Below are 20,044 nucleotides of genomic sequence, written 5' to 3'. Positions count from 1 at the left end.
GTGCTTTCCGCGCCGCCGCCACCGTTCATTCCCCCCGTGAAAGCGGCGGAGAACCTCCGGAGACCTGTATGTCCGACACCTACGACGTCCTCATCATCGGCGCCGGGCCCGGCGGTTACGTCACTGCGATCCGTGCGGCGCAACTCGGCTTCAAGACCGCGGTGGTCGATCGCGAGCATCTCGGGGGCATCTGCCTCAACTGGGGCTGCATCCCGACCAAGGCCCTGCTGCGTTCGGCCGAGATCTACCATTACATGCAGCATGCCGCCGATTACGGGCTGAAGGCCGACAACGTCAGCTTCGACGCATCCGCCATCGTCAAGCGCTCCCGCGGGGTGTCCGGCCGGCTCAACGGCGGCGTCGGCATGCTGCTCAAGAAGAACAAGGTCGACGTCATCTGGGGTGAGGGCTCGATCGAGGCGGCACCCAAGGGCAACGAGCCCGGCAAGGTCGCGGTGAAGGAAACCAAGCGCGCCGAGCCGCCCAAGGGTGCCAAGGGCGCAGGCACCTACGCGGCCAAGCACATCATCGTCGCCACGGGCGCGCGGCCCCGCGTGCTGCCCGGCATCGAGCCCGATAAGAAGCTGATCTGGACCTATTACGAGGCCATGGTCCCCGAGGCGATGCCCAAAAGCCTTCTGGTGATGGGCTCGGGCGCCATCGGGATCGAGTTCGCCTCGTTCTACCGCACCATGGGCGCCGAAGTGACGGTGATCGAGCTCCTGCCGCAGATCCTGCCGGTCGAGGATGCCGAGATCGCGGGGCTCGCCCGCAAGCGCTTCGAGAAGCAGGGCATCAAGATCCTCACCGGCGCCAAGGTGACGAAGGTCGAGAAGGGTTCGGACACGGTCACGGCCACCGTCGAGGACGACAAGGGCAAAACCCAAACCCTGACGGCCGAGAAGCTGATCTCGGCGGTCGGCGTGGTCGGCAATCTGGAAAATCTCGGACTCGAAAAGCTCGGGGTGAAGATCGAGCGCGGCATCGTCGTCACCGACGGGCTCGGGCGCACCAACGTGCCCGGCGTCTACGCCATCGGTGATGTCGCCGGCCCGCCGATGCTCGCCCACAAGGCCGAGCACGAAGGCGTCCTCTGCATCGAGACCATCAAGGGGCTTCACACGCACCCGATGGACAAGGGCAAGATCCCCGGCTGCACCTATTGCCAGCCGCAGATCGCCAGCGTGGGCCTCACCGAGGCGAAGGCGAAGGATCTCGGCTTCCAGATCAAGGTCGGCCGCTTCCCCTTCGCGGGCAATGGCAAGGCCATCGCCCTCGGCGAGCCCGACGGCCTGATCAAGACGATCTTCGATGCCAAAACCGGCCAGTTGCTCGGCGCCCACATGGTCGGGGCCGAGGTGACCGAGCTGATCCAGGGATATGTCGTGGCGATGACGCTGGAGACGACCGAGGAGGAGCTGATGCACACGGTGTTCCCGCATCCGACACTCTCCGAGATGATGCACGAGAGCGTGCTCGACGCGTATGGTCGGGTGATCCACACCTGAGCCGGTGACGCCGGGGTCGATCGCCAATCGCCGCTGTTCGGAACGTCAGATCGAACAGCGGACGCGGCCCGGCTCGCTCCGGGAACACCCTCGCCGTTTGTCACGATTTCGGTGTTTCGGCGCGTGAACAGCACAAGTGCCTGAAACTTTTCGACCTCCCATCTCCGTAGAGACCGCGACGCCCCTTCGAAGGGGTGCGTATCCAGGGAGATAGCATGTCGAAGAACCTCATCCGCCTCACGCTCGGCCTCGCGCTCGTCGCGGCCTCGGCTCCGGCGCTCGCCAAGAACCCGATGGTCGGCGGTGCGCCGATGTATGCCAGCAAGACGATCGTCGAGAACGCGGTCAATTCGAAGGATCACACCACGCTGGTCGCCGCCGTGAAGGCTGCCGGTCTCGTCGATACCCTGTCGGGCCCCGGTCCCTTCACCGTGTTCGCTCCGACCAACGCCGCCTTCGCGAAGCTGCCGCCGGGCACGGTCGAGTCGCTGGTGCAGCCGCAGAACAAGGCGACCCTCACCGGCATTCTCACCTATCACGTCGTCCCCGGCACCTACACGGCCAAGGACCTCGCGGCCCTCGCCAAGCAGGGCGGCGGGCAGGCGATCCTGAAGACCGTCAATGGCGGCGCGCTCTCGGTGGAGACAAAGGGGAAGAAGGTCTACGTCACCGATGCCAAGGGCAACACGGCCACCGTCACCATCGCCAACGTGATGCAGTCGAATGGCGTGATCCACGTCATCAACGGCGTGCTGATGCCCTGATACCCTCGACGCATTCCGACATACGCGGAATGCATCTCGCGGCACCTTGAGCAGTTTGCCAGAACCGCAAGAGGGGTGCAGTTCTATGGGCCGTGAACGTCTCGGCTTCACGGCCCATTTTCGCAGACTGAAGCCTCAAAAACAACGCGGGCTCCGGGCGCCTGGGCCCGTTCGACGTGACGCCCGTATCGCCGATCCCGGCGGATTGGGCTCTGCCATTAGCGGTGCAGTGGGCGCAGCATTTGCCGATGAAACCACACGGACCGATGGGCTGACCAATCCCGGCGGCCTCAGTTTCGGCGGGGGCGGCGGCTCATTCGGCCTCGTCACCATTCCCGGCACCAGCCTCACGACCGATGTCGAGACCGGTCTCACGACAGGGGCGATCGGCTTCACGGGAGCGGGGATCGGCACGGGCAGCAACGCTCCGGGTCTATCCCGCCTTGAATCACCGGGCATCGGGATAACCGGAGGCGGAGGCGGCGCACCGACGGGAGCCGGGATAGCGGGAGCGCCGGGGTTGATCGATGCAGACACCGATCCGTTCGACGGGCGCGGGATGCGTTGAGGTCAGCCGCAAGGATCATCCACAAGCCCGACGGATCGCGGTAAGGTCTCGTTAACCGTTCTCGGATGTTCTATCTTCGTTCTCAATTCGAGTCGGAGATTGACTATGCCCGAGCCCGTGAGACCGAATGCCGAGCGTCACCCCACCGAGCGCATGATGCTGGAGGAGCCCATCGCTGCCGGGGCTGCATGTCCGGTCGAGACGATCGCGCAGGCCTATCTCGATACATCCCATGGGGACGCGGACATCGCGCTGCGCTGCGCCATCACCGATGCGTTGTCCGACCTGCTGGAGGCGGAGCGCCGGGCCCGTGAGAACAGCCGTCTGATCTCCCGTGGCTATGTCCGCAGCGCCGCCGAGAGGTGAGGATTACCGACGGGTGGTTGAAGCGGAGAAACGGTGCTGCATCTTTCTCCAAAGTCTTATCAAACGGGAGTTTTCGAGCGATGCGCCTGCGCCCGGCCACCCTTTTCGCAGGTCTCGCCCTGCTCGCCTCCGCCTCGGCGGCTCGCGCCGAACTGCTCATCAGTGTCGATAAGGACGCGCAACGGATGAGCGTGGCGGTGGACGGACAGACCCGCCACACATGGCCCGTTTCGACCGGGCTCGCAGCGTACGACACGCCCAACGGAAGCTACCGGCCATTCCGAATGGAGGCGAAGCATTTCTCGCGGGAGTGGGACAACGCGCCCATGCCGCACGCGATCTTCTTCACCGAGGTCGGCCACGCCATCCACGGAACCACCCATACGCGGCGCTTGGGGCGTGCCGCCTCGCATGGCTGCGTGCGCCTGTCCCAGCGCAACGCCGCGACGTTGTTCACGCTCGTGAAGCAGCAGAAGATGGCCAACACCCGTGTGGTGATCGAGGGCAGTGTCGGCGACCGGCTGGTTGCCGAGTTGGACCGACCCTCGCCTCGTCCCTCGGTTCGACGCATGTCCGCGCGCGGTTACGGCCCGCGGGAGGGCGTCCCGCTGCGCTACCGTGGCAGCCTGTCGAACGAGGACCTCTATGCACCGGTCGCGCGTCCGTCCCGCGATCCGTTCGGCGATCCCTACCGGGCGGCACCGGTCGGTTACGGCTACTTGTACTGAGGCCGATGGCGATCCCACCCTGTTCGACCCGGTATCGAGGGGATCGCCAATTGCGCATCGGCACGGCGACGTTCTGTTGATGCGCAGGAGGGGAGTCGGCCTCAATTCGAGGCCGTCGCCCCGCTGACCCGCCAGACCGCGTTCCCGACATCGTCGGTGATCAGCAGAGCCCCGGATTTGTCGAGGGCGACGCCGACGGGCCGGCCTTGAGCCTTCTCATCGTCATTCAAGAAGCCGGTGAGAACGTCGACCGGCGCACCGGCCGGTTTCCCGTCCTTGAATGGTATATAGATCACCTTGTAACCGCTCTTGGGTCGCCGGTTCCACGAACCGTGCTGGGCGACGAACAATCCGTTCTTCCAGGCTTCCGGCAGCGTCGAATCGAACGAGAAGGCGATGCCGAGCGAAGCGGTGTGGGTGCCGACCGCGTAATCTGGCGTGATCGCCTTGGCCACGAGATCCGGTCGCGGAGGCTGAACCCGCGCATCGGCATGCTGCCCCCAGTAGCTCCAGGGCCAGCCGTAGAAGCCCCCGTCCTGCACATGGGTCACGTAATCGGGCACGAGATCGCTGCCGATCTCGTCGCGCTCATTCACGGCCGTCCAGAGGGCACCGGTCTTCGGCTCGAAGGCGAGACCGTTGGGGTTGCGCAGGCCGGTCGCGTATTCGCGCATCGCCTTCGTGGCGATGGTGTATTCCCAGATCGCTGCCCGACCCTTCTCGATATCGAGACCATTCTCGCCGACATTGCTGTTCGACCCGACCGTGACGAACAGCTTCTGGCGGTCCGGACTCGCGATGACGTTCTTGGTCCAGTGATGGTTGATACCGGACGGCAGGTCCGCGACCTTTTCCGGTGTCGCATCGATCGTCGTCTGTCCCTCCCGGTAGGGCACCCGGACCAGAGCGTCGGCATTGGCGATGTAGAGGTCGGATCCGACCAGCGCCATGCCGAAGGGCGAGGTAAGGCCACCCAGCAGGATGTGGCGCTCCTCGGCGATCCCATCGCCGTCCTTGTCGCGCAAAAGGACGATACGATTCGGGCTGTCGACACCCGCACCCGCGAAGCTCTTAACCCTGTCGGCGACCCAGTCCGTGACTCCGGTGCTCTTATCGCCGGATTTCGGTGCGTTGCTCTCAGCCACCAACACATCGCCATTGGGCAGAGTATAGGGCCAGCGCGGATGGTTGAGGCCGGTGGCGAAGGCCGCGACGGTGAGGCCCTGCGCGGCTTTGGGTGTCGCGCCCTGCATCCACGGAGCGATGCGGGCAATGTTCACCGTGGGCATCAAAGTGAGATTCGGTGCAGGCAGCGTCGGATTCGGTCCGGTGCCTGCGGCGAAATCGAGTGTCGCGCTCTCGGGATACAGCACGAAGCGGGTGAACGCCGCTCCGCCCGCGAGAGCGAGGACGAGGGCGGCGAGGCCGACCTTGGCAGCTTTGCGCATCGAGAGCCTCAGAGCGCCGCAGTAACGGTGGCGGCATCGTTCGCGCCGGGATGCCTGCGTGTGGAGTAGTAGAGGCCGATCGCGTTCCAGAAGGCATCGCGCTGCTCGGTCGTGAACCGTTGGAGCGCCGTATCGAGGGCTGCCCGCCCGGCCGCAGCGGCTTCTTCGCGCATCCGCTCGTCGAATGCCCCTGCATGCGCGCTGGTGACGTTCGATTTGTCCGTATTCGCGGCCCTGTCCATGGCTGATCCTTCCCGAACGAGCTCAATCGAGCATAACGCTCAAGCTGGCTGACCGTTCATTTGAGGTCGTTCCGCGGACCGTTCCGCTCCGTGTGCCAAAAGACACACTGATCCGCATTCTGTGCGGAGGCTTAACCGTTCCTTTGCACCTTCCCGTCATTTCGATCAGCTTGAGCGTACGAGCCGTCCTCCATGCCCTCTGCCCAGCCCTGGGAAGTCTGAATGCGAAACGACCGTCACCTTCGCCTCGCCTGCCTCGCGACCCTGGCGGTCGCCGGTTCGAGCCTTGGAGGGTGCGGCTTGTTCCGCCCGCAGCAGGAATTGACCACCGGCTCGATCGTGGCGAATGCCAAGATCGTCCAGACGCCGACCGCCGCCGACAAGGAATGCCTCGCCCGAGCGATGTATTTCGAGTCCAACCGCTCGGACGAGGATGGCCTGCTCGCCGTCGGCACGGTGGTGATGAACCGTCTTGACGCACCGGCCTATCCTGGCCGCATCTGCGAGGTGGTCGGACAGAAGCGCCAATTCGCCAACGGCGTGCTGACGAAGCCCGTTCGCGAGCAGGATCGTCCCCGGCTGGAAAAGGTCGCCGACCTGCTGCTCTCCGGCAAACGCCATGACGGGGTAGGCCAAGCGCTGCATTTCCACACCGCCGGCTACAGCTTCCCGTACAAGAACATGCACTACGTCGTCGCGGCGGGCGGCAACGTGTTCTACGAGAAGAGCGACCGCGAAGGGTATCTGCCCGCGCTTCGCCCCCACGCCGTGGTACAGGTGGCCTCGGGTCGCGTGTTGCCGCTCCAGGTCGCCGCCGCCCAATCCGGCATGATCGGCCTTCCGATCACCGGTCAGATCCAGCCGACGCTGACCGCCGAGTACACCGTGCCGGATCTGCGCCTGGCCGGACCGGCGCGCTACGCTTCGATGCCCAACCGTCCCTGATGTGATCGGCCCCCGATCAGGAAGCGTAAGGACCGCGCCGGCTGTCCGCGCGTCAGAAGCGCGATGGTGCCCAGCATAAGCCGCGTAGGCGGTTACGCACGCGGCGGGTTGTCGCCACACCCCTTTGCGGGAGCCCGCCCCAGGGCTTAAGTCAGAGTTGCGCCCGGGCCGCCGCCGGGTTTCCGGACGCCTCTCCGACATCCCATGGCCGTCGTCCTCGATCTTCTCTCCAACGACACTCGGCCGAAACTGGCCGCGCGTCCGCGCCATCCCGAGAAGGCGCATCGTCCGGATACCGCGATCCAGCGCAAACCGGACTGGATCCGGGTCAAAGCCCCCGGTTCGAAGCTCTGGGCCGAAACCAAGGACATCGTCCGCGCCAACGGTCTCGTCACCGTCTGCGAGGAGGCTGGCTGCCCCAATATCGGTGAGTGCTGGGAGAAGCGGCACGCCACCTTCATGATCATGGGTGATACCTGCACCCGTGCCTGCGCGTTCTGCAACGTGCGCACGGGCCTGCCGGAGGCGCTCGATGCGGGCGAACCGCAGAAGGTTGCGGAGGCCGTGGCCAAACTCGGTTTGCACCACGTCGTCGTCACCTCGGTCGACCGCGACGATCTGAAGGACGGTGGCGCCGAACACTTTTCCCGGACCATCGCGGCGATCCGGCAGGCGAGCCCCGACACGACGATCGAGATCCTGACCCCCGACTTCCTCAGGAAGCCCGGAGCGCTGGACGTCGTCGTCGCGGCCCGACCGGACGTGTTCAACCACAATCTCGAGACCGTGCCGGGCAAGTACGTCACCGTGCGGCCGGGTGCGCGCTACTTCCACTCGGTGCGCTTGCTACAGCGGGTGAAGGAACTCGATCCGACGATCTTCACCAAGTCCGGCATCATGGTCGGGCTGGGGGAAGAGCGGAACGAGGTTCTGCAACTCATGGACGACCTGCGGTCGGCCGATGTCGACTTCCTGACCATCGGTCAGTACCTGCAGCCGACGCGCAAGCATCACGAAGTCGTGCGCTTCGTCCCGCCGGATGAGTTCAAGGCGTACGAAACCACGGCCTATTCCAAGGGTTTCCTGCTGGTCTCGGCCACCCCCCTGACGCGCTCCTCCCATCATGCGGGTGAGGATTTCGCCCGCTTGAAGGCCGCACGCCTCGCCAAGCTCGGGCCGGTCCCGCTCCCCGCCACCGCCTGAGTCGCCATGCCCTCCTTCCGCATCACGAGGAACCTGCGCCACACGGCGACGCAGATGTACGACCTCGTGGCCGATATCGAGCGGTATCCCGAGTTTCTGCCGCTCTGCGAATCGCTTCGTGTCCTGCGCGACGCGGACGGGCCGAACGGCTCGACGATCCGGGTCGCCGAGATGGGCGTGGGCTATAAGGCGATCCGCGAGCGCTTCACGACGCGCGTCACCTTGGACCCGCAGAACCGCAAGATCACCGCCGAGTATATCGACGGACCGTTCCGGCATCTCGAGAACCGGTGGACGTTCCGCGACGACGGCAAGGGCGGCTGCGACGTCGATTTCTTCATCACCTATGAGTTCAAGAGCCGCACGCTCGGCCTGGTGATGGGTTCGATGTTCGACCGGGCCTTCCGCAAATTCACCGACGCCTTCGAAGGGCGGGCACGGGCGATCTACGGCGCGCCGGCCTAACCGGACGCCCCGGCTCGATTTCGGGTCAGGTTAGGAGGCGACGGAGCCGCTGCGACACCCACATCGCCTGCCCGTGAGAGGCCGGTTGGGTTAGGATGCGTCGTCCGACCGCCAACAGGCTAACCCATGGACGCCCCGTCCAATCTCCGCTTCCGTGCTCCCTACGCACCGGATGACGGCGCGCTGGCCGAGATGCTCCTGCGCGAGGCCGCCATGCCCGCAGCGGCCGAGGCGGGGATCGACGCGCTCGCCGCCGATCTGATCGCCGCGATCCGGCGCGAGGCCGGACACGGCGCGATCGAGACGCTCCTGCAGGAATATGCCCTCACCACGCGCGAGGGGCTGGCGCTGATGAGCTTGGCGGAGGCGCTGCTGCGCGTGCCCGATGCCGCCACCGCCGATCGCCTCATCGCCGATAAGCTGCGCGAGGGAGACTTCGCTCACCACGAGGTCCGCAGCGAGGCCGGATTGGCGCAGGCCGCCGCCTGGGCACTAGGGCTGGGTGCCCGCCTCGTCTCCGCCGACGAGACGCCGGAAGCGACGCTCACCGTCCTCGTGCGGCGACTCGGAAGACCGGCCGTGCGCGCGGCGGCCCAGCGGGCGATGCGGATCATGGGCGGCCAATTCGTGCTCGCCGAGGATATCGGTGCCGCGTTGCGTCGGGCGAAAGCTGGTCCGGCTGGTCTGCGCTACTCGTACGATATGCTGGGGGAGGGGGCCCGCACCGCGGCCGATGCCGAAGCCTATCGGGACGCCTATGCCGAGGCGATCGAGCGGATCGGCCGCGAGGCCGGGTCGGCGGCCCTGCCTGCGCGGCCAGGGATCTCCGTCAAGCTCTCGGCGCTCCATCCCCGCTACACGCCGATGCAGGCGCCGCGAGTGAGAGCCGAGTTGGTGCCGGTGGTTCTCGACTTGACCCGCGCAGCCCGAACCTACGACCTCAACGTCACAATCGATGCCGAGGAGGCTGAGCGGCTCGAACTCTCCCTCGACGTGTTCGGTGCGGTGCTGGCCGATCCGTCGCTCGCCGGCTGGGACGGATTCGGCCTTGCGGTTCAGGCTTATTCGAAGCGCTGCCTTCCGGTGATTGACCATGTCGCCGCGCTCGCCGCGCACCATGATCGGCGGCTGATGGTGCGTCTCGTGAAGGGCGCCTATTGGGACGGCGAGGTGAAGATCGCCCAGGTCCAGGGACTGGCCGATTTCCCCGTCTTCACCCGCAAGGCAATGACGGATCTCAGCTACATCGCCGCGGCCCGTCGCCTGCTGGCCTATCGACCACGGCTGTTTCCGCAATTCGCCACCCACAATGCGCTGACGGTCGCGAGCGTCATGGCGCTGGCCGGTGACGAGCGGGGATTCGAATTCCAGCGCTTGCACGGAATGGGCGAGGCCCTGTTCGCGCGGCTCGGGGAGCGGGTGCCCGATCTCGGTTGCCGCATCTACGCACCGGTCGGGGGGCATCGTGAATTGCTGGCGTATCTCGTCCGGCGCCTTCTGGAGAACGGGGCGAATGCCTCGTTTGTCGCCCACGCCGCCGATCCGACCGTGCCGCTCGCGCGTTTGCTGGCGCGTCCCCACGCCTTGATCGAAACGCCGCAACGGGCGCGCCATCCCGGCATCGCGCTGCCGCGCGATCTGTTCGCACCGGAACGGCGCAACAGCCCGGGGCTTGCCTTCGGCGATGGCGTCGCCGTCGGAGGCCTGATCGCGGCGTTGGCTCAGGTCGCCGGCCCATTCACTGCGGCGCCGATCATCGATGGACGAGAGGAGCCGGGGCGGACCCGTTCCGTGGCGAGCCCCATCGACGGGGCGCATCTCGGCCACGTGACGGAGGCCGAGACCGCTTCGGCCACGCGGGCGATGGATGCGGCTGCCGGCGGCTTTGCCGGATGGTCGGCGACACCGGCCGAGACGCGCGCCGCCTGTCTCGACCGCGCCGCCGATGCCGTCGAAGAACAGCGCGAGACGCTGTTGCACCTGCTTCAGGCGGAGGCAGGCAAGACGCTCGACGATGCGCTGGCCGAATGGCGCGAGACGATCGACTTCCTGCGCTACTACGCGGCGGAGGGCCGGAGGTTATTTTCAGAACCTCTGAGCTTGCCCGGTCCCGCCGGTGAAACGAACAGCCTCACCTTGCGCGGAAGAGGTATCTTTGCCGCCATCTCCCCGTGGAATTTTCCGCTCGCGATCTTCACGGGCCAAGTCGCGGCGGCGCTGATGGCCGGCAACACCGTCGTCGCCAAACCCGCCCCACAAACCCCCCTCATCGCGGCACACGCCGTCCGCCTGTTGCAGCAAGCCGGGGTTCCGAACGATGCGCTGCATCTGGTTCCAGGGGGGCCGGAGGTCGGTGCCGCGCTGATCGCTCATCCGGCACTGGCGGGCGTCGTCTTCACCGGCTCGACCGCGACGGCGCGCACCATCAACCAGGCCCTCGCCGCTCGGGCGGGCGCGATCCTCCCGCTGATTGCCGAGACCGGTGGAATCAATGCGATGATCGTGGATGCCACGGCCCTGCCCGAGCAGGTCGCCGACGACGTCGTCACATCCGCCTTCCGCTCCGCCGGCCAACGCTGCTCGGCTCTGCGCCTGCTGCTCGTGCAGGAGGACGTGGCGGATACGATGATCGCGGCCATCGTCGGCGCCGCTGCCGAGCTACGAGTCGGCGATCCTCGCGATCTCGCGACCGATCTCGGCCCGGTCATCGATGCCGCGGCCAAGGCGCGCCTCGATCATTACATCGCGCAGATCAGCCCCCAAGCCCGCCTACATCTGGCCGGGACAGCGCCGTTGGGCCATTACGTCATGCCCCACATCATCGAGATCGGCCGCGCCGACGACCTGCGGGAAGAGGTATTCGGGCCTGTCCTCCATGTCGCCCGGTACAAGGCGGGCAGCCTGACCGATGCTCTGCAAGAGATTCGTCGGGGAGGGTATGGGCTGACCCTCGGCATACACTCGCGGATCGAAGCCCTCGCCGTCGAGGTCGCGGCGGCCCTGCCGCACGGCAATGTCTACGTGAATCGCAATATGATCGGGGCGGTGGTGGGCAGTCAGCCTTTCGGCGGCAGCGGCCTATCGGGCACCGGCCCCAAAGCCGGTGGGCCCCATTATCTCGCTCGCTTCGCCATCGAGCGAACGCTCACGATCAACACCGCCGCAGCGGGCGGCACGATCGGCCTCATCACCCTCGAGGGATGATGAGACCGGTCGCTCAATCTTCCACCACCTTCGCGACCGGACGGTCGCTGCCGCTCGCGGTCTCGTCGTGCCACTGGCCGCTTCCATCCTGATAACGGATCCCCTCGGTCGAGCCGGGAACCTGCTGCTCGGCGGCCGCGGCCTGTGCGGCTTCCAAAGCCTCTTGGCGGCTCGGGAAGGTTTCGGAGAAGACGTCGCCGACCTTGTAGGCGAAGCCGCCGTCATGCTCGACGATATGATAGGTGACTTCAGTCATCGAAACCTGTCTCGCTCGATCCGCAACATGCGTTGCCGCAACACAACTACCGTCGCGAACCGATGGCCGGGCGGGTGGTTCCAATCGTTTGCGTTCTCTCCTGCGGGGATCGGCTTTCAGTGACGGGTCGGCGGTTGCTTCGGCAGCCGTTCCACCGCAGCACGGCAACCGGCAATGAGCGAGCCGCGCACGTCCTCCGGGTCGAAACCTGGGCCCTCCGGGAAAGCCAGGAGATGCGCGTCCGCCGCCCCCTCCGGTCGGATGCGGGCAAGCCATCCCTCGGGCGTTCGCTCGAACCGAACCTCGTAGAGGATTCCATCCTGCTCGAAGTGATGCGGATCCATGCGCTTGTCCTCCCGAGGTTGGGCGATCGACCACCGCCCGTCGCCATTCTGCTGCCATGTAGGAAGCTTCTCGCTGTCCGCGCGAGTCCTGCTCCTTCGCCACTGCGAGTCTTCATGCGCCCGACCGTCGTCCTGCTCGCGATGAGTGCCGGTTTTGCCGCCTCACCCGGTTGGGCACAGGGGGCGCCGCCCAACCCGTTCGCGTCGAACTATCCGTCGGCACCGCCGCGCGTCGAGCGCCCGGAGCGCGATCGCGCCGGGCCGAGCCGGCGGCGCCTTCCGCCGCGGACGGTCGAGAAAGGCCGGCTGCCGCCGGCAGAGATCCCCAATCGCTGATCAGGCGGCGCCCAGTTCGGCGACGATCGCGCTGACGATGCGCGGATCGTTCGGATCGACCTGCGTGGCGAAAGCGGCGCGCAGATCCCCGTCGCGGCCGACGAGGTATTTGTGGAAGTTCCATTGCGGCGTCTGGCCCGGCTTGCGCTCCGCCGCCCAGCGGTAGAACGGGTGTGCGGACGGACCTTTCACGTGGGTCTTCTGCACGACCGGAAACGTGACCCCGTGGTTCTTTCGCGCCGCCTCGGCGATCGCCACCCCGTCGAGCGGCTCCTGATTGCCGAAATCGGGGGAGGGCACAGCGATGACCGCGAGGCCGCGGGACCCGAACCGCGTCCATAACCCTTCGAGACCGACGAATTGCGGGGCGTAGCCGCAGGCGGTGGCCGTATTGACGACGAGGATCGGCTTACCGCTGTACTCGGCCAGCGGTACGGTGCCGCCGCCGGGCTTTTCGAACGAAAAGGTCTCGGCTTTGACCTCGTTCGCGCGAGCGCTGCCTGCGGCGGCAACGGCCAGCATGGCGAGACAATCACGGCGACGAATCAACATGGTCGGCCTCCTCGGACGCGGCATTTGCCCGGAGGCTGCCATAGAGGGCGCCTGACGCAATACGGTCCCGATCGTCGCGGGGACTTGGCTCAGGATGCGCAGACGGCCAGAGCCTCACGGACCGTACGGGCGAGGTCGTTCCTCTCGTTGCCCTCCGCCATCACGATACAATCCGGAGGCAGCGGGGCACGTTCTTCGCCCCCATTCATGTCACTCGCCAGCACGATCCCGAGATTGGGACGCATCAAACGCGCTTCGGCAGCGAGCTGAGAGCAGCACAGGGCGCCTTGCAGGTCGGCATCGGTTACGAGGACATCGACAGGCAGACCGAGGGCCAAAACGGTCAAGGCGTCGACCGCTGAATCGACCATGATGGCATTGAAGCCCGCGCGACGGACCTGGGCGCTGACGTCGTCCCGCCAATGCTTGCGGCGGCCGGCAACGAGGACCTGTATGCCGTAGCAACTTCGCTGCGCGTCGCCGGGCAGGCGAGCAGCACGCCGAAAACTCCCTGACGCAGCAATGTCCTGGTTGCTTCGCATTAGGATAGATTAACAGACGGACTTCGCTGTTCAAGCGGCTTCCTGGTGCGTTGCAACATTTCTGTGGCCAGCGACGCCGAAGGCGGCGGCGTGTTGACGGGAGCCGCCGACGGCGCAACACAACGCGCCGCCCCGGTGCACCGCGAGCGGATCTTCACGCGCCTGTCGCGTCCGCATGCGAGGGCGCCGCTTTTCGGGTCCCCGCCGGGGCCAGACCGGAGCCGTCACATCATGTCGTCCACGTCCATCTCGCCGCTCGCGCCCAAGACGGCGCCATCGCTGCCGGAGATCGCGGGTGTGCGGCTCGCCACGGCTCAGGCCGGCATCCGCTACCAGGGGCGCACCGATGTGCTGTTCGTGGGCCTCGATGCCGGTACGCAGGTCGCGGGCGTATTTACCCGGTCCCGCTGCCCCTCCGCGCCGGTGGATTGGTGCCGTGCCGCGCTTCAGACCGGGGTCGGCGCCCGGGCGCTCGTGGTTAATTCCGGCAACGCCAACGCTTTCACCGGCCTCAAGGGCCGCGACGCCGTGACATTGACCGCGGAGATCGCCGGGCGCGCCGCCGGCTGCACGCCGGACGCCGTGATGATCGCCTCGACCGGCGTCATCGGCGAACCCCTCGATGCCACCAAATTCGACGGCGTGCTGGCCGATTGCGTCGCCCGCGCCGAGCCCGGGGCACAGGCCTGGGAACAGGCCGCCAAGGCCATCATGACCACGGATACCTTCCCGAAGCTCGCCACCCGTAGCGCCGAGATCGCCGGCAAGACCGTGACGATCAACGGCATCGCCAAGGGCGCCGGCATGATCGCCCCCGACATGGCGACGATGCTGTCCTTCGTCTTCACCGATGCCACCTTGCCGCAGACGGTGCTGCAAGAGCTTCTGAGCGCGGGCACGAAGACTTCGTTCAACTGCGTGACGGTCGATGGCGACACCTCGACCTCGGATACGCTCCTGCTCTTCGCCACCGGGGCTGCAGGCAACGCCTCGATCGATCGGGCCGACGACCCGCGCCTCGACGGGTTCCGGGCGGCGCTGGACGATCTCCTGATCGAACTCGCCCAACTCGTCGCTCGCGACGGGGAGGGCGCGCGCAAGCTCGTCACCGTCCGGGTCGAGGGTGCCGAGAGCGATGCCTCCGCCCATCGCATCGCCCTCTCGATCGCGAACTCGCCGCTGGTGAAGACCGCCGTGGCCGGCGAAGACGCCAATTGGGGCCGGGTCGTCATGGCGGTGGGCAAGGCCGGCGAACCCGCCGACCGTGACCGTCTCGCCATCTGGTTCGGCGACGTACGCGTGGCGGTGCAGGGCGCCCGCGATCCCGGCTACAGCGAGGAGGCTGCCAGCGCGGTGATGCGCGAGCCCGAGATCACCGTGCGGGTCGATCTGGGCCTCGGGCAGGGTACCGCGCGGGTCTGGACCTGCGACCTCACCAAGGCCTACGTCGAGATCAACGGAGATTACCGCTCGTGAGACCCCTCCTCGCCGCCGCGCTGATGCTGACCCTCGCCGTCCCCGCACTGGCGGATGAAGAGGGCCGTATCCGCGTCGTCGGCCGGGCGCAGAGCGAGAGCAGTCCCGATTTCGCCTCCGTCGAAGTCGGTGTCGAGGGTCAGGGAGCGACACCGGCAGTGGCACTGGACGCCGTGAGCCGCGCCGCCAGGGGCGTGATCGCGGCGGCGAAAGAGATGGGCGTCCCGGACGCCGATATCGGCACGACCGCGCTGACGCTCCAAGCTCGCACCAAGGCGGTGCCACAGCCCGACGGCACCGTCCGCGAACAGGCCGACGGCTACAGCGCGGGCAATCTCGTGCGGGTGCGCTTGGCCGATATGGGCAAGTTGGGCGAATGGCTGCGCCGTGCGCTCGATTCCGGCGCCAATCGGATCGATGCCATCGCCTTCGGCCTGCGCGATCCGGGTGCCGCGGAGGCCGCCGTGCAGAGCGCCGCCATGAAGGATGCCCGCGCCCAGGCCGAGCGGCTCGCCGAGGCCGCGGGGGTGCGTCTGGGTCCGGCCCTCTCGATCACCGCGCCGCCGCGCGGCGACGCGTCTCGGCCGGCACCCTACGCGATGGCGAAGGCTGCAGCACCGCGAGGGCGTACGGCGGTACCGATCGAGGCGGGACGCATCGAAACCGTTGCCGAGGTCGAAGCCGTGTTCGCGATCGCCCGATGAGCGCGCTTTCGATCCGCCTCGTTCTCGTCGTGGCCGCCGCGCTCGTCGATGCCGATGGGCGCGTGCTGATGGCCCAACGGCCGGAGGGCAAGACCCTCGCGGGTCTCTGGGAGTTTCCCGGCGGCAAGGTCGAGCCGGGTGAGCGCCCGGAGGACACCTTGATCCGCGAACTCGCGGAGGAGCTCAGCATCACGGTACGCGAACCGTGCCTCGCGCCGCTGACCTTCGCGAGCCATGCCTATCCGGATTTCCACCTCCTGATGCCGCTCTACATCTGCCGACGCTGGGAGGGGATTCCTCAGTCGCGCGAGGGCCAGAGCCTGCGCTGGCAGCGCCCCGGCGCGCTTCGCGAGTTGCCGATGCCGCCGGCCGATCTGCCGCTGATCCCCTTCCTGATCGATCTGCTCGGTCCCTGACCGACTGGCGAAGGACGGATCATGGCGAAGCGTACGAAGGCAGCGGCTGACACATCGAAGCCGGTTGCCGCCAAGCCTCGGAAATCGCGCAGTACTGTGCCTTCGCCGGAGACCCTGGCGGCACTCAGCTCGGAGCGATTGATCGCCCTGGTTCTCGAAGAAGTCGGCCAGAGCCCGGCCTTCAAGAAACGCGTCACGGCGGCCCTCGCCGCGCTTCAGGGGCCCGATACGGTCGCGGCGATGATCGACCGGCGCCTCGCGGCCCTGGAGAAGGCTCGCGGGTTCATCGATTGGCAGAAGCGCCGGGCCTTCGCCGCCGATCTCGACGCCACGGTCACCACGATGCTGGCCGATCTGCGCCCGCTCGATGCCGGGATGGCCCTCGACCGGCTGATGCGCTTCCTCGCGACGGCGGACGGGACCCTGGAACGGGTCGATGATTCGAGCGGGCAGATCCACGGGGTCTACGAGGCCGCCGCCGAAGCCGCCACGGGGATCGCCGCCGCGCTGCCGCCGGAAACGGCAGAAGCGTTCGCGACGCGCGCGGTCGGACATCTCGACCGCGACAGCTACGCGTTCGTCGGCAGCATGCTCGAAGCGCTCGTGTCGAAGCTCCAGAAAGAGGGGCTCGACACCTTCGACGCGGCCCTCGAGGCCGCATTGGAGGCCATGCCGAAACCGCCGGGGAAGCCCGGCCGCGCGACCTCCGCGACGGGGGAGGGCGCGTGGGAACGGCGCTATCACCGGCAGCGGCTCGCCAAGCTTCGGCAGGCCGTGGCCGATGCCCGGGGCGACGTGGATGCCTTCATCGCCCTCGAGACCGCGACCTCACCGGATCGGCCGGACGTCCTGGCGGTGGCGGAGCGATTGCTGGCCGCTGGCCGTGCAGACGAAGCGCTCGACTGGGTCAGCCGCAAAGCCGGTCCTGCCGCGCTGACGCGCAGCGACGTGATCGGTGGCGTCGCCCCCGACGCATCTGCGCCGGACCGGACGATCCTGGAAGTGCAAATCCTCGATGCTCTCGGGCGCAGGGACGAGGCCCAGCGGCTGCGATGGGCGCGGTTCGAACGTTGCCTCGATCCGCAAATGCTGCGGGACTACCTCGCCAAGCTGCCGGATTTCGAGGACGAGGAGGCGCTGGAACGCGCTTTCGAATTGGCGGCCGCGCGCAAGGACCCGCATTTCGGGCTCTACTTCCTGATCGGTTGGCCGAATCTCGATCGTGCGGCTCGGCTCGTGATGGATCGGCGCAAGGAGTGGTCGGGCCGAAACTGGGAAGTCCTCGCCCCTGCCGCCGACACCCTGGCGCCGGATCATCCGCTCGCCGCCAGCCTGCTCTACCGCCTGCTCATCGACGATATTCTGGAACGCGCCCGCGCCAACGCCTACGGTCACGCGGCCCGCGATCTTGCGAAGCTGGCCGCCTTGGCCGACGAGATCGAACCGGGGCGGTTGACACCCGACCATGCGGCCTATGTGGCAGGCCTTCGCAAGTCGCATGGGCGGAAATACGGTTTCTGGGGGCTGCTGAACCGGTAGGTCTGCGTCGGCAGCCTATCCTATGCCTCAATGGCCTCGACCCGGTCCGGATAGAAGGCGAGGTGACGGCGGATACGGGCGACCGCCGGGAAAGGATTCTCGTAGGACCAAGCCGCCGCCGATCCCCCGGCGACATCGAAGTAGGAGGCTTCGCCCTTGTAAGGGCAATGCGTGCGTCGCGCATTCGGCTGCAACGCGTCGGCGGCGATGTATTCCCGGGGAATGTACAGCACCGGGGAATAATCCGCCTCGCGCAAAACGAGCGCGCGCGCCGTCTCGGCGACGATGCGTCCGCCCGCCCGGACCCGTACCACGCCCTCATGCGGCGTGATGGTGATGGGATGGTGGGGTCCCGGTTCCTTCATGGTGTGTCTCCCGTATCCGGCGCCAGCCGATGCTCGGCGGTGCCCAGTGCCTCGGCGAGCCGGGTTTGGGCGGTTCCCGGGCGGAGCGGCTTCTGCTGGCTCTCGTGCGGCACCCAACCGGACAACCAGAGGATTTCGAAGGTGGCCCGAACACGCCCATCGGCATCGGCGAACCGCTCGGCGTAGATCGCGGCAGCCCGCAGCAGGGTGGAACGGCGCAGGGGCGTGCGGCGGCGGTCGGTCAGTGCGTTGGTCAGCCCCATCGCCCGCAGGTCTCGCATCAGAGCGAACGGGTTGGCGTAGCGCACGCGAATCGTATCGGCATCGACCACCGGCAGGGCGAAGCCCGCCCGCTGCAACAGCCCGCCCAAATCGCGCAGTTCCGCGAAAGGCGCCACCCGAGGGCTCGCGCCGCCTTCGGTCTCGCTCTCCGCCTGAAGAAAGGATTGGCGTAGCTCCGTCAGCGTCGCGCCGCCGAGGAGGCAACCGAGGAAGAGGCCGTCGGGCTTGAGCGACCGGCGCAGCTGCACCAGCACGCCCGGCAAGTCGTTGACGTGTTGGAGCGCCAGCGCCGACACCGCGAGGTCGAAACCTGCGCCGGAACCGAAGGGCAAGGTCTCCGCATCCCCGACGCAATCGGCGCCCGCCTCGCGGACCGGGCTCATCCGCACCAGCCGACCGACCCGCCCGGATTCACACAGGCGGTCGCGCAGAATCGGAACGGGAGAGCCGAGATCGAGGGCGAGGGGGAACGACCGCGTCACCGCCGCGAGCCGATCCTCCGTGTCGTCGATAATGCGCTCCACCAGAAAACCGGCATAGCCGGCCGTCCGAGCGCGAACGAGGCGGCGGCGAATGAGGGCGGTGTCGAACAGGGGCGTCGGGTGGTTCATCTCTGAGCAGATGGGGCTGTGGTGGAGTGACGGCCAGACGGGTTCGCAAAACCGACGCCTCCCGGATTGATCCGCCGGAAGCTGATGCGGCAAAACGAATGGGAACCGAACCGGAACGCAGCCGTTTTCGGGCGTCGATCAAGGAGGTTCACATGACACGGATTGTACTCCGCGCCGCGCTGATCCTGGCTGCGGTCGCGCTGGCCGGGACCGCTGAGGCGAAAGGCTGCCTCAAGGGTGCGGCGGTCGGCGGGCTCGCCGGTCACGCGGTCGGTCACGGCATCGCCGGTGCTGCCGCAGGTTGCGCCATCGGACGCCACGAGGCGAACAAGCAGGACAAGACCAAGGTGCAGAACGGCGGCGACCAGCCCGCAACCCGCTGAGACGCGGCCCCGCCATCGTGCGAGCGGCGGCGGGCCCCGCCCTCCGGCAGGCCCTTCGCCGCGCCGTGGCGGCGGGACTGGGTCTCGTCTATCCGCCCACCTGTCCCGGCTGCGGCGCGGCGACCGCCGAACCGCATGCCCTCTGCGCCACCTGCTGGAGCGGGCTGCATCTGATCGAACGACCGTTCTGCGAGCGCCTGGGCACGCCCTTCGCGCTCGATCTCGGGACCGGGTCGCTGATTCCGCCCAGGGCTATCGCCGACCCGCCCGTGTTCGAGCGTGCCCGCGCGGTCGCGCTCTACGACGGCACGGTCCGCGATCTCGTGCATCGGCTGAAATACGGCGACCGCCTGGACCTGGGCCATACCATGGCGCGGATGATGACCGCCGCCGGGCGCGATCTCCTCACCGATACCGACTTGGTCGTGCCGGTCCCGCTGCACGTCCTGCGCCTCTGGCGCCGCCGCTTCAATCAGGCGGCCTTGCTGGCCCGAGCCATCGCGCGACAATCCGGGAAACCTTGCGATGTCCGAGCCCTGAACCGCGTGCGTGCGACGCGTCCCCAGGTCGGGCTGACGCGCCATCAGCGATCGCTCAATCTCCAGGGCGCGTTCCGGGTGTCGGAGGCGGCGCGAATGCGCATCGCCGGACGGCGCATCCTCCTCGTCGATGACGTGACGACGACTGGAGCGACCGGCAATGCCGCCGCGCGTGCTCTCCTGCGCGCTGGGGCCACGGGGGTCGATCTTCTGACCTTCGCGACGGTGACGGGCGAACCGCTCTGACACAACGAAACG

24 protein-coding genes are annotated in these 20,044 nt (G+C 67.4%); 16 read left to right on the top strand and 8 right to left on the bottom strand.

Features of this window, described 5'->3' with window-relative positions:
* The first annotated feature begins 68 nt into the window (after positions 1 to 68).
* The 5 genes from lpdA to OWC43_RS00810 all read left to right on the top strand — a co-directional run bounded on the left by lpdA (position 69) and on the right by OWC43_RS00810 (position 3,934).
* Positions 69 to 1,508 carry a dihydrolipoyl dehydrogenase gene (lpdA, locus tag OWC43_RS00830; protein ID WP_393955348.1) on the top strand — a complete coding sequence of 480 codons (1,440 nt, stop codon included), beginning with the start codon at positions 69 to 71 and terminating at the stop codon, positions 1,506 to 1,508.
* Between the two features lie 215 nt (positions 1,509 to 1,723).
* A complete protein-coding gene (locus OWC43_RS00825) occupies positions 1,724 to 2,272 on the top strand; it encodes a fasciclin domain-containing protein (RefSeq protein ID WP_137827396.1) in 549 nt (182 codons plus the stop codon).
* Positions 2,273 to 2,477: 205 nt separating this feature from the next.
* Complete coding sequence (locus OWC43_RS00820) at positions 2,478 to 2,840, top strand: hypothetical protein (protein ID WP_393955347.1); 363 nt, start codon at positions 2,478 to 2,480, stop codon at positions 2,838 to 2,840.
* Between the two features lie 156 nt (positions 2,841 to 2,996).
* A complete protein-coding gene (locus OWC43_RS00815; RefSeq protein WP_137827429.1) occupies positions 2,997 to 3,206 on the top strand; it encodes a hypothetical protein in 210 nt (69 codons plus the stop codon).
* Positions 3,207 to 3,286: 80 nt separating this feature from the next.
* Complete coding sequence (locus OWC43_RS00810; RefSeq protein ID WP_393955346.1) at positions 3,287 to 3,934, top strand: L,D-transpeptidase; 648 nt, start codon at positions 3,287 to 3,289, stop codon at positions 3,932 to 3,934.
* A 101-nt stretch (positions 3,935 to 4,035) separates the two neighbouring features.
* Here OWC43_RS00810 and OWC43_RS00805 read toward each other — a convergent pair whose 3' ends face one another.
* Positions 4,036 to 5,382 carry a PQQ-dependent sugar dehydrogenase gene (locus tag OWC43_RS00805; RefSeq protein ID WP_393955345.1) on the bottom strand — a complete coding sequence of 449 codons (1,347 nt, stop codon included), beginning with the start codon at positions 5,380 to 5,382 and terminating at the stop codon, positions 4,036 to 4,038.
* 8 nt (positions 5,383 to 5,390) lie between these two features.
* Positions 5,391 to 5,624 carry a hypothetical protein gene (locus OWC43_RS00800; RefSeq protein WP_393955344.1) on the bottom strand — a complete coding sequence of 78 codons (234 nt, stop codon included), beginning with the start codon at positions 5,622 to 5,624 and terminating at the stop codon, positions 5,391 to 5,393.
* 222 nt (positions 5,625 to 5,846) lie between these two features.
* Between OWC43_RS00800 and OWC43_RS00795 the strand changes: the two genes are divergently transcribed.
* The 4 genes from OWC43_RS00795 (at position 5,847) to putA (ending at position 11,441) form a co-directional block, all read left to right on the top strand.
* Positions 5,847 to 6,569, top strand: a complete 723-nt coding sequence (locus OWC43_RS00795; protein WP_393955343.1) for a cell wall hydrolase — start codon at positions 5,847 to 5,849, stop codon at positions 6,567 to 6,569.
* A 204-nt stretch (positions 6,570 to 6,773) separates the two neighbouring features.
* Complete coding sequence (gene lipA / locus OWC43_RS00790; RefSeq protein WP_393955342.1) at positions 6,774 to 7,772, top strand: lipoyl synthase; 999 nt, start codon at positions 6,774 to 6,776, stop codon at positions 7,770 to 7,772.
* A 6-nt stretch (positions 7,773 to 7,778) separates the two neighbouring features.
* A complete protein-coding gene (locus OWC43_RS00785) occupies positions 7,779 to 8,237 on the top strand; it encodes a type II toxin-antitoxin system RatA family toxin (protein WP_393955341.1) in 459 nt (152 codons plus the stop codon).
* A gap of 126 nt (positions 8,238 to 8,363) precedes the next feature.
* Positions 8,364 to 11,441 (top strand): bifunctional proline dehydrogenase/L-glutamate gamma-semialdehyde dehydrogenase PutA, encoded by a 3,078-nt coding sequence (putA, locus tag OWC43_RS00780; protein ID WP_393955340.1) that lies wholly within the window; start codon positions 8,364 to 8,366, stop codon positions 11,439 to 11,441.
* Positions 11,442 to 11,454: 13 nt separating this feature from the next.
* Here the strand turns inward: putA and OWC43_RS00775 are convergent, their stop codons facing one another.
* On the bottom strand, positions 11,455 to 11,697 hold the full coding sequence (locus OWC43_RS00775; RefSeq protein WP_137827387.1) for a DUF2188 domain-containing protein: 243 nt from the start codon (positions 11,695 to 11,697) through the stop codon (positions 11,455 to 11,457).
* A 116-nt stretch (positions 11,698 to 11,813) separates the two neighbouring features.
* On the bottom strand, positions 11,814 to 12,041 hold the full coding sequence (locus OWC43_RS00770) for a hypothetical protein (protein WP_393955339.1): 228 nt from the start codon (positions 12,039 to 12,041) through the stop codon (positions 11,814 to 11,816).
* Positions 12,042 to 12,155: 114 nt separating this feature from the next.
* Between OWC43_RS00770 and OWC43_RS00765 the strand changes: the two genes are divergently transcribed.
* The gene (locus tag OWC43_RS00765) at positions 12,156 to 12,377 is read left to right on the top strand and encodes a hypothetical protein (protein ID WP_393955338.1); all 222 of its coding nucleotides are present in this window, start codon (positions 12,156 to 12,158) and stop codon (positions 12,375 to 12,377) included.
* Here OWC43_RS00765 and OWC43_RS00760 read toward each other — a convergent pair whose 3' ends face one another.
* Together OWC43_RS00760 and OWC43_RS00755 are read right to left on the bottom strand one after the other, a co-directional pair.
* Positions 12,378 to 12,929, bottom strand: coding sequence for a glutathione peroxidase (locus tag OWC43_RS00760; RefSeq protein WP_137827384.1), 552 nt, complete (start codon positions 12,927 to 12,929; stop codon positions 12,378 to 12,380). It abuts the gene before it with no gap.
* Between the two features lie 89 nt (positions 12,930 to 13,018).
* On the bottom strand, positions 13,019 to 13,471 hold the full coding sequence (locus OWC43_RS00755; RefSeq protein ID WP_393955337.1) for a histidine kinase: 453 nt from the start codon (positions 13,469 to 13,471) through the stop codon (positions 13,019 to 13,021).
* A gap of 231 nt (positions 13,472 to 13,702) precedes the next feature.
* Here OWC43_RS00755 and argJ point away from each other — a divergent pair, with 231 nt between their 5' ends.
* The 4 genes from argJ to OWC43_RS00735 are packed head-to-tail and all read left to right on the top strand — an operon-like array spanning position 13,703 to position 17,606.
* A complete protein-coding gene (argJ, locus tag OWC43_RS00750) occupies positions 13,703 to 14,947 on the top strand; it encodes a bifunctional glutamate N-acetyltransferase/amino-acid acetyltransferase ArgJ (protein ID WP_393955336.1) in 1,245 nt (414 codons plus the stop codon).
* Positions 14,948 to 14,970: 23 nt separating this feature from the next.
* On the top strand, positions 14,971 to 15,651 hold the full coding sequence (locus OWC43_RS00745) for an SIMPL domain-containing protein (protein ID WP_393958460.1): 681 nt from the start codon (positions 14,971 to 14,973) through the stop codon (positions 15,649 to 15,651).
* Positions 15,648 to 16,067 carry a (deoxy)nucleoside triphosphate pyrophosphohydrolase gene (locus tag OWC43_RS00740; protein ID WP_393955335.1) on the top strand — a complete coding sequence of 140 codons (420 nt, stop codon included), beginning with the start codon at positions 15,648 to 15,650 and terminating at the stop codon, positions 16,065 to 16,067. Before OWC43_RS00745 ends, OWC43_RS00740 begins: the two co-directional genes overlap by 4 nt.
* Positions 16,068 to 16,088: 21 nt before the next feature.
* Positions 16,089 to 17,606, top strand: coding sequence for a DUF6880 family protein (locus OWC43_RS00735; RefSeq protein ID WP_393955334.1), 1,518 nt, complete (start codon positions 16,089 to 16,091; stop codon positions 17,604 to 17,606).
* Between the two features lie 20 nt (positions 17,607 to 17,626).
* Here OWC43_RS00735 and OWC43_RS00730 read toward each other — a convergent pair whose 3' ends face one another.
* Positions 17,627 to 17,971, bottom strand: coding sequence for a DUF427 domain-containing protein (locus OWC43_RS00730; protein ID WP_393955333.1), 345 nt, complete (start codon positions 17,969 to 17,971; stop codon positions 17,627 to 17,629).
* Positions 17,968 to 18,864, bottom strand: coding sequence for a methyltransferase domain-containing protein (locus OWC43_RS00725; protein WP_393955332.1), 897 nt, complete (start codon positions 18,862 to 18,864; stop codon positions 17,968 to 17,970). Before OWC43_RS00725 ends, OWC43_RS00730 begins: the two co-directional genes overlap by 4 nt.
* A 152-nt stretch (positions 18,865 to 19,016) precedes the next feature.
* On the opposite strand from OWC43_RS00725, the gene OWC43_RS00720 reads away from it, so the two are divergent.
* Entirely contained in the window at positions 19,017 to 19,247 is a 231-nt protein-coding gene (locus tag OWC43_RS00720) for a hypothetical protein (RefSeq protein WP_393955331.1), read from the top strand.
* A gap of 17 nt (positions 19,248 to 19,264) precedes the next feature.
* Positions 19,265 to 20,032: a ComF family protein gene (locus OWC43_RS00715; protein WP_393955330.1), complete on the top strand. Its 768-nt coding sequence runs from the start codon at positions 19,265 to 19,267 to the stop codon at positions 20,030 to 20,032.
* The last annotated feature ends 12 nt before the right edge of the window (positions 20,033 to 20,044 follow it).

Origin of the sequence: Methylorubrum sp. POS3 (assembly GCF_043352485.1) — a bacterium.
GTDB lineage: Bacteria > Pseudomonadota > Alphaproteobacteria > Rhizobiales > Beijerinckiaceae > Methylobacterium > Methylobacterium suomiense.
The sequence above is the reverse complement of the archived record's forward strand: the minus strand, read 5'-3'. Positions and strand labels throughout refer to the sequence as shown.